The organism is Serratia entomophila (genome assembly GCF_021462285.1).
GTDB lineage: Bacteria > Pseudomonadota > Gammaproteobacteria > Enterobacterales > Enterobacteriaceae > Serratia > Serratia entomophila.
Genome location: NZ_CP082787.1, coordinates 4811992 through 4826721, shown reverse-complemented (window position 1 = coordinate 4826721; position 14730 = coordinate 4811992). Strand labels below are relative to the sequence as shown.

13 protein-coding genes are annotated in these 14730 nt (G+C 58.6%); 5 read left to right on the top strand and 8 right to left on the bottom strand.

Annotation, left to right across the window (positions count from 1 at the left end; translation table 11 throughout):
- Nucleotides 1-47 precede the first annotated feature (47 nt).
- The 8 genes from KHA73_RS23075 to rpmH form a co-directional block, all read right to left on the bottom strand.
- Entirely contained in the window at nt 48-614 is a 567-nt protein-coding gene (locus KHA73_RS23075; protein WP_234587026.1) for an NADPH-dependent FMN reductase, read from the bottom strand.
- A gap of 176 nt (nt 615-790) precedes the next feature.
- Entirely contained in the window at nt 791-1516 is a 726-nt protein-coding gene (locus KHA73_RS23070; protein ID WP_234587025.1) for a 4'-phosphopantetheinyl transferase family protein, read from the bottom strand.
- 92 nt (nt 1517-1608) lie between these two features.
- Nucleotides 1609-2922, bottom strand: a complete 1314-nt coding sequence (locus KHA73_RS23065) for a lysine N(6)-hydroxylase/L-ornithine N(5)-oxygenase family protein (RefSeq protein WP_234587023.1) — start codon at nt 2920-2922, stop codon at nt 1609-1611.
- A gap of 108 nt (nt 2923-3030) precedes the next feature.
- Nucleotides 3031-4398, bottom strand: coding sequence for a tRNA uridine-5-carboxymethylaminomethyl(34) synthesis GTPase MnmE (mnmE, locus tag KHA73_RS23060; RefSeq protein ID WP_234587021.1), 1368 nt, complete (start codon nt 4396-4398; stop codon nt 3031-3033).
- 98 nt (nt 4399-4496) lie between these two features.
- A complete protein-coding gene (yidC, locus tag KHA73_RS23055) occupies nt 4497-6134 on the bottom strand; it encodes a membrane protein insertase YidC (RefSeq protein ID WP_234587019.1) in 1638 nt (545 codons plus the stop codon).
- A 2-nt stretch (nt 6135-6136) separates the two neighbouring features.
- Nucleotides 6137-6394, bottom strand: coding sequence for a membrane protein insertion efficiency factor YidD (gene yidD, locus KHA73_RS23050; RefSeq protein ID WP_004933881.1), 258 nt, complete (start codon nt 6392-6394; stop codon nt 6137-6139).
- Nucleotides 6358-6717 carry a ribonuclease P protein component gene (gene rnpA / locus KHA73_RS23045; protein WP_234587017.1) on the bottom strand — a complete coding sequence of 120 codons (360 nt, stop codon included), beginning with the start codon at nt 6715-6717 and terminating at the stop codon, nt 6358-6360. Before rnpA ends, yidD begins: the two co-directional genes overlap by 37 nt.
- Before the next feature lie 18 nt (nt 6718-6735).
- On the bottom strand, nt 6736-6876 hold the full coding sequence (rpmH, locus tag KHA73_RS23040; protein ID WP_003849659.1) for a 50S ribosomal protein L34: 141 nt from the start codon (nt 6874-6876) through the stop codon (nt 6736-6738).
- Nucleotides 6877-7561: 685 nt separating this feature from the next.
- Between rpmH and dnaA the strand changes: the two genes are divergently transcribed.
- From dnaA to yidA, 5 genes are all read left to right on the top strand, one after another.
- Nucleotides 7562-8962 carry a chromosomal replication initiator protein DnaA gene (gene dnaA, locus KHA73_RS23035; RefSeq protein WP_234587015.1) on the top strand — a complete coding sequence of 467 codons (1401 nt, stop codon included), beginning with the start codon at nt 7562-7564 and terminating at the stop codon, nt 8960-8962.
- A 4-nt stretch (nt 8963-8966) separates the two neighbouring features.
- Nucleotides 8967-10067: a DNA polymerase III subunit beta gene (gene dnaN / locus KHA73_RS23030; RefSeq protein ID WP_061797815.1), complete on the top strand. Its 1101-nt coding sequence runs from the start codon at nt 8967-8969 to the stop codon at nt 10065-10067.
- Between the two features lie 145 nt (nt 10068-10212).
- A complete protein-coding gene (recF, locus tag KHA73_RS23025) occupies nt 10213-11298 on the top strand; it encodes a DNA replication/repair protein RecF (RefSeq protein ID WP_061797816.1) in 1086 nt (361 codons plus the stop codon).
- Nucleotides 11299-11316: 18 nt separating this feature from the next.
- Nucleotides 11317-13731 (top strand): DNA topoisomerase (ATP-hydrolyzing) subunit B, encoded by a 2415-nt coding sequence (gene gyrB, locus KHA73_RS23020; RefSeq protein ID WP_234587014.1) that lies wholly within the window; start codon nt 11317-11319, stop codon nt 13729-13731.
- A gap of 173 nt (nt 13732-13904) precedes the next feature.
- Complete coding sequence (gene yidA / locus KHA73_RS23015) at nt 13905-14720, top strand: sugar-phosphatase (RefSeq protein ID WP_234587012.1); 816 nt, start codon at nt 13905-13907, stop codon at nt 14718-14720.
- Nucleotides 14721-14730 lie beyond the last annotated feature (10 nt).

Here is a 14730-nt window from a genome sequence, read left to right as displayed (position 1 = left end):
TGGACATCGTGTCCTGCTGCGGCACCCGCCGGGCGCCGCAGGAAAGATCATTTCACGCGACGGATAAAATCGCTGAATGCTGCAAGCTGGCCGGTCAGGAAGTCCAGCGTGCTTTGATCGATCACTTCTTCCGCCTGTTCATCGACTTTATTCTGGATCACGCCGCCCATAAACTCGGGCTTGTTCATCACCATGGCGTCGAGGAACACCAGGATCTGGCGCAGGTGATACTGGCAGCGCGCGCCGCCAATCGGCCCCATTGAACTGGTTTGAATAGCGACCGGCTTGCCTGCCAACGGTTGGTTAGGCAAGCGGGAGAGCCAGTCGATGGCGTTCTTCAGCCCGCCCGGTACCGAATAGTTGTATTCGGGGGTGACGATGATGACGCCGTCGGCCTGGCGGATCTGCGCGGCAATGGCTTCAACCGCGGCGGGAAAGCCTTCGCCCTGTTGCAGGTCAGCGTCGTACAGCGGGATATCACGGATAGAGGGCAGAGCTTCGACGGTGACGCCTTGCGGGGCCAGACCTGGCAGGGCGCGGGCTACCATGGCGTTGTAGGAGCCTTTGCGCAGGCTGCCGAGCAGGGTGACGATTTTTAATGCTTGGCCTGACATGGAGATTCTCCCTTTTCGAATGAACAGATTCAGCGTAGAACATGAACAAATAGTAGGCCAAACGTGCAGGGGAGAATAGGCCATTGCTGAATATTTAGCTGACTTTACAATTTTATTCAGAAATTAATAGGTTAAAGAAAGTTTTATCTCAGCGCATTGCGCTACTGAAGGGGTTTTCAGCCGGACGTGGTGAGGTTGGTCAGTTTGACGAAGCGGGTAGAGACGGCCGGGCTGCGCGGTGAGATCTCACCCTCTTTCTGCAGGCCCTGGCATTCCTCGTATTGCCAGCACACCAGCCGTTCCAGCCCGGGTGCCCGGGCGCAGGCCCAGCTCAGGTATTCGTCGGCATCGCTCATCACCTGCACTTCGGGTGTGGCGCTGGAGCGCAGGTGGCCGGAAAAAGGATGCAGGCGCAGCGTCGATTGCCCGCTGTTGCCCAGCCCGGAAATCTTCAGCACGCTTTGGCGAATGCTCCATAGCTGGGTCTCCGCTTCCAGCCGATCGTCCTGCACGCCGATCCAGGCGCTTTCCGCCGGCGTCTGATGCGGCGTCTGCAGTTTGTTTTGCCGCCCGCCGCGCGCGCGCATGACTTCAATATCCAGCCCCACCTTGCCTTCAGCGCTCAACAACGCCCCCACCGTATTGCCGGCATAAGCCAGGCTGAAGTCCGGCAGGTGGTGATCGGCAAAGCAGGGGCGGCCGGTAGGCGTGGTGGCTATCGGAGGCAGCGTCGGCAGCCCATACAGGTAAAACATCAGCTCGGCGAGCAAAATACGCCCTTGCAAAAAGCGTTGGCGGCGCTTAATGGAGAATGTGGCGGTGGTGGCGATCACCTCGGCGGATAATCTCCGGGTATCCAGAACGGTGGAGGCTGGGTTCCATCGGGCAAAATGACACGCCATTATTCACTCCGTAACCGAGGGGGGATAACTCAAGAGTGTTAGATTAAGCATAAGCCGAGGATTTATCATCAAAAAAAGGTATGCGTTTTATCTTATTTATCAACCCCGGCAAGGTCATCGTCCGGCGCGGCGCCGCTCCACCACTGGATCATGGATGCGTTCGGCGCCAAATCAAAATGGGGTGTGCCCAGCAGGTGATTGAGGATGCGTGCGGAACGCCAGGCCATCAGGCTCAGCCCCCCTTCGGCGCTGCCGTGGCTGTGTATGCCGGCATTAACCGCATAAATCCGGTTTTGCTCCGGCCCGCGCCATGCCAAATTAAAATCCGGCAGCAGCGGCAGATGCTGCTGATGGTCGAGCGGGATGCGCGGCAGCAAGGGTTCCAGGCAGGCCGGCAGTGAAGGGCGATAGCCGGTGGCCAGAATGATGACGTCCGCACTGAAACCTTCCTGGCGGTTTTCCAGGCCATGGAGAGTGCGTAACCGAAAAGCTTCGCCTGCCGGTTCGATGGCCTGCAGGGTGCGATGGGGCAGTAAACGCACGTTGCGCGCCTGGTGCATCACGTCAAAACGCATATAGAGCTCACGGTACAGGGTGCGCAGCGTATGATTGCTGATGCCGTCGGCCGGCAGTTTCTGGGTCTTGATTTCACGTGCGCGGATCTCCGGCGGCAGCGTATAGAAATAGTCGACGTATTCGGGGGTAAAATATTCGTTGGTGAAAGCGGACTCGTCCAGCGGCTGAAAGTTGGGGCGCCGCGAGAGCCAATCCAGCTGCGCCGGCTCGCCCCAGTGGCCGAGCAGCGCATTCAGAAACACATCGGCGCCGCTTTGGCCGCCGCCCACCACCATAACCCGTTTGCCGCTGAGATCCGGATTACGAAGGGCTATCTCGGCGGCGTGCATGCAGTTGTCGCCCAGCGCCGGGTAAAACGCTTTCGGCAGCCAGGGATCGTGGCCGGTACCGAGACAGATGTTCTTCGCCCACAGCGTCTGATTGATGGTGCGCACCTCAAACAGCCCCTGTTCATCGTCAAAATCAATGCTCTCCACGGATTGTGAAAACTGTAGTCCGTCTAATCTGTCACAGGCCCAGCTTAAATAGTCGGAGAATTCTTCGCGGCTGATAATTTGCTGCTCGGTGATTAAGAAGCGATAAATCTTTTTCTGTTCTACCAGGTAGTTGATGAACGAAAACTGGCTGCGTGGGCTGACGGCGGTAACCAGGTCCTGCAGGACGTAGGTCTGCATATAGGCGGAAGGCAGCAGCATGCCGGGATGCCAGCGGAAGCTGGCGTTGCGGTCGAGAAAGGCGTAGTTAACGGCGCCGCTTTCAGAGGCCAGGGCGGCCAGGCTGAGGTTGAAAGGGCCCAGCCCCACGCCAAGCAGGTCCAGAGGTTCGTTCATTTTTGCTTATCTCTCCCGGTCTGAAATCGCTGAGATAAGCTTAGGAGAGTTTTGGCGCAGGAGGAGGAACTAAACGCGGACGCCGGGGGATACGGCGCCCGCAGGCGGTTATTTACCGATGCAGAAGCTGGAGAAAATACGCCCCAGCAGATCGTCGGAGGTGAATTCACCGGTGATTTCGCTCAGCGCCTGCTGCGCCAGGCGCAATTCTTCGGCCAGCAGCTCCCCCGCGTAAGCGCTCACTAACTGTTCTTTGCCCTGCACCAGATGCTGCGCCGCCTGTTCCAGCGCCTGCAGGTGGCGGCGGCGCGCCAGGAAGCCGCCTTCCATGTTGCTGGTGAAGCCCATGCTTTGTTTCAGGTGATCGCGCAGCAGGTCGATACCTTCGCCGGTGCGTGCCGACAGACGAATAAGTGAGTGACCATTCACTTCTGTCATACCCAGCGTTTCGCCGGTAATGTCGGCCTTATTGCGCACTACGGTGATCGGCAAACGCTGCGGTAGCCGCGCCATAAACTCCGGCCAGATCTCCGCCGGCTCGGTGGCGCCGGTGGTGGTGCCATCCACCATAAACAGCACTCTGTCGGCCTGTTCGATCTCGTTCCAGGCGCGTTCGATGCCGATACGCTCAACTTCGTCGCTGGCTTCGCGCAGGCCGGCGGTGTCGATAATGTGCAGCGGCATGCCGTCGATATGAATATGTTCGCGCAGCACGTCGCGGGTGGTGCCGGCGATATCGGTAACAATCGCCGCCTCGCGGCCGGCCAACGCATTGAGCAGGCTGGATTTTCCGGCGTTTGGCCGCCCGGCGATCACCACCTTCATGCCTTCGCGCAGCAGGCTGCCCTGGCGCGCTTCGCCGCGCACGCTGTCCAGATCGGCCATCACGCCGTTGAGCTGCGCCTCGATTTTACCGTCCGAGAGGAAGTCGATTTCCTCGTCCGGGAAGTCGATCGCTGCTTCCACATAGATTCGCAGGTGAGTAAGTGCTTCCACAAGGTGGTGGATGCGGCTGGAAAACGCCCCCTGCAGCGAGTTCATCGCCGAGCGCGCCGCCTGCTCGGAGCTGGCGTCGATCAGGTCGGCAATCGCTTCCGCCTGCGCCAGATCGAGTTTGTCGTTGAGGAAGGCGCGCTCGGAGAACTCGCCGGGCCGCGCGATGCGCACGCCGGGCAGCGCCAGCACGCGCTTCAACAGCAGATCGAGGATCACCGGCCCGCCGTGGCCCTGCAGTTCCAGCACGTCTTCGCCGGTAAAGGAATTCGGGCCCGGGAACCACAGCGCGATGCCCTGATCGAGGGTGGCGCCCGCGGCGTCGCGGAACGGCAGATAGTCCGCGTAGCGCGGCTTCGGCAGCTTGCCGAGCAGCGCCAGAGCGGCCTCTTTGGCTTTGCTGCCGGAAATGCGCAAAATGCCGACGCCGCCGCGTCCCGGCGGGGTGGCTTGGGCTACGATGGTATCGGTAGTGCTGCTCATAACGGTTCTCTCTGACAATTCAATATGCAAAAAGGCGGTCTAATGACCGCCTCTTGGTGTTACTGCCAGGGCCGGCGCGCCGAGCCCCTACAATACGCTTAGGTTTTTTTCTTGTCGCGGCTGTGCAGACCACGTTTTTCCAGGCCGCGATAGATCAGCTGCTGCTGGAGGATGGTCACCAGGTTACTGACGATGTAGTACAGCACCAGACCGGACGGGAACCACAGGAAGAACACTGTGAAGATCACCGGCATAAAGGTCATGATTTTCTGCTGCATCGGGTCAGTCACGGTGGTCGGCGACATCTTCTGGATGAAGAACATCGTCACGCCCATCAGGATTGGCAGGATGTAGTACGGGTCCTGCGCCGACAGGTCATGGATCCACAGGGCGAACGGCGCATGGCGCAGCTCGACCGAGCCCATCAGCATGTAGTACAGCGCCAGGAAGATTGGCATCTGAATGATCAGTGGCAGGCAGCCACCCAGCGGGTTCACTTTCTCCGACTTGTACAGCGCCATCATTTCCTGGCTCATGCGCTGTTTGTCGTCGCCGATACGCTCACGCATCGCCTGCAGCTTCGGCTGCAGCATGCGCATTTTCGCCATCGAGGTGTACTGCGCCTTGGTCAGCGGGTACATGATGCCGCGCACGATGAAGGTGATGATGATGATGGAGAAGCCCCAGTTACCGATAAAGCCGTGGATGAACTTCAGCAGTTTGAACAGCGGCTGGGAGATGAACCACAGCCAACCGTAATCCACGGTCAGGTCCAGATGCGGCGCCAGCTGGGCCATCTGATCCTGCAGCTCCGGGCCGACCCACAGGGTGGCGTTCAGCTGCTGTTGCGCACCTGGCTGCACCACGACCGGCGTCGATTTGAAGCCGATGGTAGACAGGTTGTCACCCGGTTTAGCGGTATAGAAGGTGTTGCTGCCCTGAGTCGCCGGCACCCACGCGGTGGCGAAGTACTGTTGCAGCATGGCAACCCAACCGCCCTGAGTGGTGACGTTCAGGTTCTCGTCCTTGTCGAACGCATACTTCTGGTATTTGTCTTCGCTGGAAGAATACGCCGCGCCGCGGAAGGTGTGCAGAGCGAAGTTGTTGCTGCCGGTATCGCGGTGCTTAGGCAGCTCGGTGGTCTGCTTCAGTTGGCCGAACAGGGTCAGTTCCAGCGGAGTGGCGCTCTTGTTGTCGATGCTGTAATCAACGCCGACCGCATAATGGTTACGCTTGAGCACGAAAGTCTTGGTGTAGATTGCGCCGTCTTTACCGGTGAAGGTCAGCGGAATGCGCAGCTCGTCCTGGCCTTCCGGCAGGGTGTAGCTGTCCTGCGCCGCCTGGAACAGAGGACGTTCGCCGTTTGCCGGGTTATCCGGGCCGTTTCTGCCGGTCAGGCCGCTTTGCGCCTGATAAACAAATGACGGGGTGGTTTCCAGCAGTTGGAATGGAGTCGATGAACCCAGAGTATCCGGGTAGGCCAACAGTTTAGCCTGCTCGATATCGCCACCACGGGTGTTGATGGTCAGCGACAGCACGTCAGTGTTAACGGTAATCAGTTTACCCTGGCCACTGGCTGGCACAGCCTGGCTGGCGGCATCACCGGTAGCTGCGTTCGAAGTCTGTTGCGTGGTCTGAGCGGCCGGCTGCGGAGCGTTGTCCGTTTGCCATGCCTGCCAGATCATGAAAGACACGAACAGCAGAGCGATGAGGAGAAGATTGCGTTGCGAATCCATCGTTAGTGTTCTCTGTTATCGTCGGTTTTTGGCGGCACGGGATCATCGCCACCTGGGTTCAAGGGGTGGCATTTTAATACGCGTTTCAATGCTAACCAACTGCCTTTTATCATGCCAAACCTGCTTAATGCCTCAATTGCGTAATGAGAGCATGTCGGCTGGAAGCGACAACGAGGCCCAAGCAGCGGACTGATGACGAGCTGGTAGGCTCGCACCAGCCCGATCAGGATGCGGGAGCCTGGCGACAGTGGCGACGCCATAATTTTTCCAAAGCTTCCGTCAGCGCGCGGTTATCCAAATCCGCTATCCCTTTTTTGGCCACCACCACAAAATCCATCGCCGGTAACTCATGCTGACGCTGGCGGAAGCTTTCGCGGGTTAGGCGTTTGATCCGGTTGCGTTCATGCGCGCGTTTGACGTGTTTTTTGGCGACGGTAAGACCGATGCGGGGATGCCCCAGCTGGTTCAGGCGGCCGAGGATGGTGATTTGCGGCGTGCCAGCCCGTTGTGGCTGCTGGAAGACGAAAGTGAAATGAGTGGGAGTTAACAAACGTAACTCCCTGGGAAAAGCGAGCTTAACCACTCAGTGGGTTAGCTTTTATTACTTAGAAACAGTCAGACGAGAACGGCCTTTCGCACGACGGCGGGCCAGAACTTGACGACCATTTTTGGTGGCCATACGAGCACGGAAACCGTGGCTACGGTTGCGCTTCAGTACGGACGGTTGGAAAGTGCGTTTCATAGCGATTTCTACCTAAACTTAAAATAATTACTGATCAGTAAACGCGTTTGGCTACTCGGCGTGAAGATGACCGACGCCTCAATCGCAATACATAAAGAGGCGGGATTGTAATAATTGTACAGTCCTGAGTCAATTCACATTGCGCTAGCCTACCTGGTTGTCTGCCAATACGGAGTAAAATCCGGTTTTGGCCCGTGGTCACCGCAGAATCCTGTCTGGCCAATGATGCACCGTTAAGGAACCAGGTATCACACGTAGGGCGAAGATTATACGGACTCGGGGTGAAATCGCAAGGATCCCGGAGCGATCCTTTGCGTTATCGCGCAGGATCTGCCGTGGATAACAGGGTATAACCGGTTGACAATGTAAAAATCAGCCCGCAGCGGCCGGGATCTTGCCTGTAATTCGGCGACGGCGGCGAAAAGATCGCCGCCTGCCGCGGCCTGTGGATAAAATGGATCTAATCTGTGATGAAGGGGAGGATCTCTTGCGCGGATTGCGCTATGATCCGTCATTCCGATCGCGATCCCTCAAGCGGGGATCCCGAGGGACATAAACCGTGAAAGGCGGTTCGCATCCCCCACAGGCAAACAGCCGATGCCGGGTATGTGTCAAAAAATCATGAGTCATAAAAAGTAGCCTGATTCTTTTCTTTATTATTGATCTTGTTCGAGTGGAGTCCGCCGTGTCACTTTCGCTTTGGCAGCAGTGTCTTGCCCGATTGCAGGATGAGTTACCTGCCACAGAATTTAGTATGTGGATACGCCCATTGCAGGCGGAACTGAGTGACAACACCCTGGCGCTGTATGCGCCTAACCGTTTTGTGCTGGATTGGGTTCGCGATAAGTACTTAAACAATATCAATGGTCTGCTGAACGATTTCTGCGGTACGGATGCTCCTTTGCTGCGTTTCGAAGTGGGCAGCAAACCGATCGGCCAAATCATCAGCCAGACCGTCACCGCCAGCGTCAGCAGCAGCAGCGCCCCTGCGGCGCCGGTGGCGCGCACCGCGGCGCCTTCGCGCCCGAGCTGGGACAACGCGGCGCCGCAGCCTGAACTCTCTTACCGCTCCAACGTAAACCCAAAGCACACCTTCGATAACTTCGTTGAGGGTAAATCCAACCAGCTGGCGCGCGCGGCGGCTCGCCAGGTGGCGGACAACCCGGGCGGCGCCTATAACCCGCTGTTCCTGTACGGCGGCACCGGCCTGGGTAAGACTCACCTGCTGCACGCGGTCGGCAACGGCATCATGGCGCGCAAGGCCAATGCCAAAGTGGTTTACATGCACTCGGAACGCTTTGTGCAAGACATGGTCAAAGCCTTGCAGAACAACGCCATTGAAGAATTTAAGCGCTATTACCGTTCGGTCGACGCGCTGCTGATCGATGACATCCAGTTCTTTGCCAACAAGGAGCGTTCGCAGGAAGAGTTCTTCCATACCTTTAATGCCCTGTTGGAAGGCAATCAGCAGATCATCCTGACCTCGGACCGTTACCCGAAAGAGATTAACGGGGTGGAGGATCGTCTGAAATCCCGCTTCGGCTGGGGGCTGACGGTGGCGATCGAACCGCCGGAGCTGGAAACCCGCGTGGCGATCCTGATGAAAAAGGCCGACGAGAACGATATCCGTCTGCCGGGCGAAGTGGCGTTCTTTATCGCCAAACGCCTGCGTTCCAACGTGCGTGAGCTCGAAGGGGCGTTGAACCGCGTGATAGCCAACGCCAACTTTACCGGCCGCGCCATCACCATCGATTTCGTGCGTGAAGCGCTGCGCGATCTGTTGGCGCTGCAGGAAAAGCTGGTCACCATCGACAATATTCAAAAGACGGTGGCCGAGTACTATAAAATTAAAGTCGCGGATTTGCTGTCTAAGCGGCGTTCGCGTTCGGTTGCCCGCCCGCGCCAGATGGCGATGGCGCTGGCAAAGGAACTCACCAACCACAGCCTGCCAGAAATCGGCGATGCGTTTGGTGGCCGCGACCATACCACGGTGTTGCACGCCTGCCGGAAGATCGAGCAGTTGCGTGAGGAAAGTCACGACATCAAAGAAGATTTCTCCAATTTAATCAGAACATTATCTTCCTAGCGCTATGAAATTTATCGTTGAACGTGAGCATCTGCTAAAACCGCTGCAACAGGTGAGCAGCCCGCTGGGCGGCCGCCCAACGCTGCCGATTCTGGGTAACCTGCTGCTGCAGGTGACGGAAGGCTCCCTGCTGCTGACAGGTACCGATCTGGAGATGGAGATGGTGGCGCGCGTCGCCCTGTCCCAGCCGCATGAGGCGGGCGCGACCACCGTGCCCGCGCGTAAATTCTTTGATATCTGCCGTGGCCTGCCGGAAGGGGCGGAGATCGCGGTAACGCTGGAAAGCGAGCGCATGCTGGTGCGTTCCGGCCGCAGCCGTTTTTCGCTGTCCACGCTGCCGGCGGCGGACTTCCCGAACCTGGACGACTGGCAGAGCGAGGTGGAATTCACCCTGCCGCAGGCGACGCTGAAGCGCCTGATCGAAGCCACCCAGTTCTCGATGGCGCATCAGGACGTGCGTTACTACCTGAACGGCATGCTGTTCGAAACCGAAGGCGAAGAGCTGCGCACCGTCGCGACCGACGGCCACCGCCTGGCGGTGTGTTCGATGCCGATCGGCCAGCAGCTGCCGTCGCATTCGGTGATCGTGCCGCGTAAAGGGGTGATGGAGCTGGTGCGCCTGCTGGACGGCGGCGATACCCCGCTGCAGCTGCAGATCGGCAGCAACAACATTCGCGCCCACGTCGGTGATTTTATCTTCACTTCCAAGCTGGTTGACGGCCGTTTCCCTGATTATCGCCGCGTATTGCCGAAGAACCCCGACAAAACGCTGGAAGCCGGCTGCGATCTGCTCAAGCAGGCGTTTGCCCGCGCGGCCATTCTGTCGAACGAAAAGTTCCGCGGCGTGCGCCTGTACGTTAGCCAGAACCAGCTGAAGATCACCGCCAACAACCCCGAGCAGGAAGAGGCGGAAGAGATCCTGGATGTCAGCTATGACGGCACCGAGATGGAAATTGGCTTCAACGTCAGCTACGTGCTCGACGTGTTGAACGCGCTCAAGTGCGAGGATGTGCGCCTGCTGCTGACCGACTCGGTCTCCAGCGTGCAGATCGAGGACGGCGCCAGCAAGTCTGCGGCCTATGTCGTCATGCCAATGCGTCTCTGATCTATGGCGGGCTATTTTACTTGCCAGCTTGGGATTGGGCAGTGCTCGCCATCCTCACGTACATTAAGTACGCTCCGGTGGCTGTGCGCTGTCCGCACCCAACCTGTCTGCGACAATTACGCCCTCGATCATAAGAAATAGTCGTATGGCATTAACGCGTTTACTGATTAAAGATTTTCGCAATATCGAAGCGGCGGATTTGGCGCTGGCGCCGGGGTTCAACTTCCTGGTGGGCGCCAACGGCAGCGGCAAGACCAGCGTGCTGGAGGCGGTATATACCCTTGGCCACGGGCGCGCGTTTCGCAGCCTGCAGGCCGGGCGAGTGATCCGCCACGACCAGCCGGAGTTCGTGCTGCACGGCCGCATCGAAGGCGCAGAACGTGAAATATCCGTAGGATTGAGCAAGAGCCGTCAGGGTGACAGCAAAGTGCGTATCGATGGCAGCGACGGCCACAAAGTGGCCGAACTGGCGCAGCTGTTGCCGATGCAGCTGATCACCCCCGAAGGCTTCACCCTGCTAAACGGCGGGCCGAAATTCCGGCGCGCTTTCCTGGACTGGGGATGTTTCCATAACGAACCCGGTTTTTTCACCGCCTGGAGCAACCTGAAACGGTTACTGAAGCAGCGCAATGCCGCGCTGCGCCAGGTCAGTCGCTATGCGCAGATCCGCGCCTGGGATCAGGAACTGATCCCATTGGCCGAGCGCATCAGCGAGTGGCGGGCAGAATACAGCGAGGCGATCGCCGCGGATATTACCGCGACCTGCGCGCAGTTTCTGCCCGAATTTGCCCTGAGTTTCTCTTTCCAGCGCGGCTGGGACAAAGAGAGCGACTACGGAGAGCTGCTGGAGCGCCAGTTTGAGCGCGACAGGGCGTTAACCTATACCGCGGTGGGGCCGCATAAGGCGGACTTCCGCATTCGTGCCGACGGCACGCCGGTAGAGGATTTGTTATCGCGCGGTCAGCTGAAGCTGCTGATGTGCGCGTTGCGCTTAGCGCAGGGTGAGTTTCTCACCCGGCAGAGCGGGCGGCGTTGCCTGTATCTGATTGATGATTTTGCCTCCGAGCTGGACACCGGCCGTCGCCGGTTGCTGGCCGATCGCCTGAAAGCCACCCAGGCCCAGGTCTTTGTCAGCGCAGTCAGCGCTGAACAAGTGACCGACATGGCCGGTGAAAAGGGCAAGATGTTCCGCGTGGAACAAGGTAAAATAGAGGTTCAACCACAGGACTAAAATGAGCGAGAAACGTTGATGTCGAATTCTTATGACTCCTCAAGTATCAAGGTATTAAAAGGGCTGGATGCGGTGCGTAAGCGCCCGGGCATGTATATCGGCGACACCGATGATGGCACCGGTCTGCACCACATGGTATTCGAGGTTGTGGACAACGCTATCGACGAAGCACTCGCTGGCCACTGTAGCGACATTCAGGTGACCATCCACGCCGACAACTCGGTTTCGGTGCAGGATGACGGCCGCGGTATCCCGACCGGCATTCACCCGGAAGAAGGGGTTTCCGCCGCAGAGGTCATCATGACCGTGCTGCACGCCGGCGGTAAATTCGACGACAACTCCTACAAGGTATCCGGCGGCCTGCACGGCGTGGGCGTCTCGGTGGTTAACGCCCTGTCGGAGAAGCTGGAGCTGGTTATCCGCCGCGAAGGCAAGGTGCATGAGCAGACCTACGGCCACGGCGTGCCGCAGGCGCCGCTGAAAGTGGTTGGCGAAACCGAGCAGACCGGCACCATGGTGCGTTTCTGGCCGAGCCATCAGACCTTCACCAACGTCACCGATTTCGAATACGACATTCTGGCCAAGCGCCTGCGCGAGCTGTCCTTCCTGAACTCCGGCGTGTCTATCCGCCTGAAGGACAAGCGTTCCGACAGAGAAGACCACTTCCACTACGAAGGCGGCATCAAGGCGTTTGTCGAATACCTGAACAAGAACAAAACCCCGATCCACCCGAACGTGTTCTATTTCTCGACCGTGAAAGACGACATCGGCGTGGAAGTGGCGCTGCAGTGGAACGACGGTTTCCAGGAAAACATCTACTGCTTCACCAACAACATTCCGCAGCGCGACGGCGGCACCCACCTGGTCGGCTTCCGCACCGCGATGACCCGTACGCTGAACAGCTACATGGAAAAGGAAGGCTACAGCAAAAAGGCCAAGGTCAGCGCCACCGGCGACGATGCGCGTGAAGGCCTGATCGCCGTGGTATCGGTGAAGGTGCCGGATCCGAAGTTCTCTTCCCAGACCAAAGACAAGCTGGTGTCTTCCGAGGTGAAAACCGCGGTTGAAACGCTGATGAACGAGAAGCTGGTGGATTACCTGATGGAAAATCCAAGCGACGCGAAAATCGTCGTCGGCAAGATCATCGATGCGGCGCGTGCCCGTGAAGCGGCGCGTAAAGCGCGTGAAATGACCCGCCGTAAAGGCGCGCTGGATCTGGCCGGCCTGCCGGGCAAGCTGGCGGACTGCCAGGAACGCGACCCGGCGCTGTCCGAACTGTACCTGGTGGAAGGGGACTCGGCGGGCGGCTCTGCCAAGCAGGGGCGCAACCGCAAGAACCAGGCTATCCTGCCGCTGAAGGGTAAAATCCTCAACGTGGAGAAGGCGCGCTTCGACAAGATGCTGTCTTCGCAGGAAGTGGCGACGCTGATCACCGCGCTGGGCTGCGGCATCGGCCGCGACGAGTACAACCCGGACAAGCTGCGTTATCACAGCATCATCATCATGACCGACGCCGACGTCGACGGTTCGCACATCCGTACGCTGCTGTTGACCTTCTTCTACCGTCAGATGCCGGAAATCATTGAGCGCGGCCACGTGTTCATTGCTCAGCCGCCGCTGTACAAGGTGAAGAAAGGCAAGCAGGAGCAGTACATCAAAGACGACGAGGCGATGGATCAGTACCAAATCGCCATCGCGATGGACGGCGCAACGCTGCACACCAATGCCAGCGCTCCGGCCCTGGCCGGCGAGCCGTTGGAAAAGCTGGTGGCCGAGCACTACGGCGTGCAGAAGCTGATCGGCCGCATGGAGCGCCGCTACCCGCGCGCGCTGCTGAACAGCCTGATCTACCAGCCCACCCTGGACGAAGCCGATCTGAGCGACGAAGCCAAGGTGAAGGCGTGGATCGGTTCGCTGGTGCAGCTGCTGAACGAGAAAGAGCAGCACGGCAGCAGCTATGACTTCGTGATCCATGAAAACCGCGAACGCCAGATGTTTGAGCCGGTGCTGCGCATCCGTACCCACGGCGTGGATACCGACTATCAGCTGGACTTCGATTTCATCCACGGTGGCGAATACCGCAAAATTTGCCAACTGGGTGAGAAACTGCGCGGCCTGGTGGAAGAAGACGCCTACATCGAGCGCGGCGAGCGTCGTCAGCCGGTAGACAGCTTCGAACAGGCGCTGGAGTGGCTGGTGAAAGAGTCACGCCGCGGCCTGTCGGTACAGCGTTATAAAGGGCTGGGCGAGATGAACCCGGAGCAGCTGTGGGAAACCACCATGGATCCGGAAAGCCGCCGCATGCTGCGCGTGACCGTGAAGGACGCCATTGCCGCTGACCAACTGTTCACCACCCTGATGGGTGATGCGGTTGAGCCGCGCCGCGCCTTTATCGAAGAAAACGCCCTGAAAGCGGCGAATATCGATATCTAACGTCCTTATCCTCCAAAATAATTCAAGTTGCATCAAGGCGACTTTGAAGTATGAAGGGGATCGTTGAAAATCCGCGCCGGGTGACTTGCGCGGATTTTTTTACGCCTTTTTTGGCGCTGACAACGCGGGCTGAAACGCGTTAGCATGGGAAAAAACCACTGGGAGAAGCTTGAATGGCTATTGAACTGATTGCGATCGATATGGACGGCACGCTGCTCAACCCGCAGCACCAGATTACGCCGGCGGTAAAGCAGGCCATCACCGAAGCGCGCCGCAAAGGGGTGTACGTGGTGCTGGCTACCGGGCGGCCTTACGTCGGCGTGCAGGACTACCTGCGTCAGTTGGACATTCAGGGGCCTGGTGATTACTGCATTACCTATAACGGCGCTCTGGTGCTGCAGGCGGTCGACGGCGCCTGCATCCTGCAGGAAACCCTGGGCTTCGAGGACTACCTTCATTTTGAGCAGATGGCGCGGGAGTTTGGCGTCCACTTCCAGGCATTCGATTTCGATACCCTGTACACCCCGAACAAAGATATCGGCAAATACACCGTGCACGAGTCGGAAATGACCGGTATCCCGTTGAAATACCGCAGCGTGGAGGAGATGGATCGCCAGATCCGCTTCCCGAAGGTGATGATGATCGACGAGCCGGAGCTGCTGGATCGCGCCATTGCGCACATTCCCGCCGAGACACGGGAGCGTTACACTATCCTGAAGAGCGCACCTTATTTCCTTGAAATTCTGCACAAAAACGTCGATAAGGGCGCCGGCGTCAGAATGCTGGCCGAGCATCTCGGCGTGGCGCGGGAAAACGTGATGACGCTGGGCGATCAGGCTAACGACACGGCGATGATCGAGTACGCCGGCCTCGGGGTGGCGATGGGCAACGCCATTCCCGAACTGAAGGCGGTGGCGCAGTTTGTCACCACCACCAATACCGAAGACGGCGTGGCGCGCGCCATCGAGAAGTTTGTGCTCAACGCCTGATTCCGGCGGG

What these genes read in the sequence shown, in the direction of transcription:
- recF (WP_061797816.1), top strand. Translation starts at nt 10,213, where the DNA reads ATGGCATTAACGCGTTTACTGATTAAAGATTTTCGCAATATCGAAGCG.
- dnaN (WP_061797815.1), top strand. Translation starts at nt 8,967, where the DNA reads ATGAAATTTATCGTTGAACGTGAGCATCTGCTAAAACCGCTGCAACAG.
- KHA73_RS23070 (WP_234587025.1), bottom strand. Translation starts at nt 1,516, where the DNA reads ATGGCGTGTCATTTTGCCCGATGGAACCCAGCCTCCACCGTTCTGGAT.
- yidA (WP_234587012.1), top strand. Translation starts at nt 13,905, where the DNA reads ATGGCTATTGAACTGATTGCGATCGATATGGACGGCACGCTGCTCAAC.
- gyrB (WP_234587014.1), top strand. Translation starts at nt 11,317, where the DNA reads ATGTCGAATTCTTATGACTCCTCAAGTATCAAGGTATTAAAAGGGCTG.
- KHA73_RS23065 (WP_234587023.1), bottom strand. Translation starts at nt 2,922, where the DNA reads ATGAACGAACCTCTGGACCTGCTTGGCGTGGGGCTGGGCCCTTTCAAC.
- yidD (WP_004933881.1), bottom strand. Translation starts at nt 6,394, where the DNA reads ATGGCGTCGCCACTGTCGCCAGGCTCCCGCATCCTGATCGGGCTGGTG.
- mnmE (WP_234587021.1), bottom strand. Translation starts at nt 4,398, where the DNA reads ATGAGCAGCACTACCGATACCATCGTAGCCCAAGCCACCCCGCCGGGA.
- rpmH (WP_003849659.1), bottom strand. Translation starts at nt 6,876, where the DNA reads ATGAAACGCACTTTCCAACCGTCCGTACTGAAGCGCAACCGTAGCCAC.
- yidC (WP_234587019.1), bottom strand. Translation starts at nt 6,134, where the DNA reads ATGGATTCGCAACGCAATCTTCTCCTCATCGCTCTGCTGTTCGTGTCT.
- KHA73_RS23075 (WP_234587026.1), bottom strand. Translation starts at nt 614, where the DNA reads ATGTCAGGCCAAGCATTAAAAATCGTCACCCTGCTCGGCAGCCTGCGC.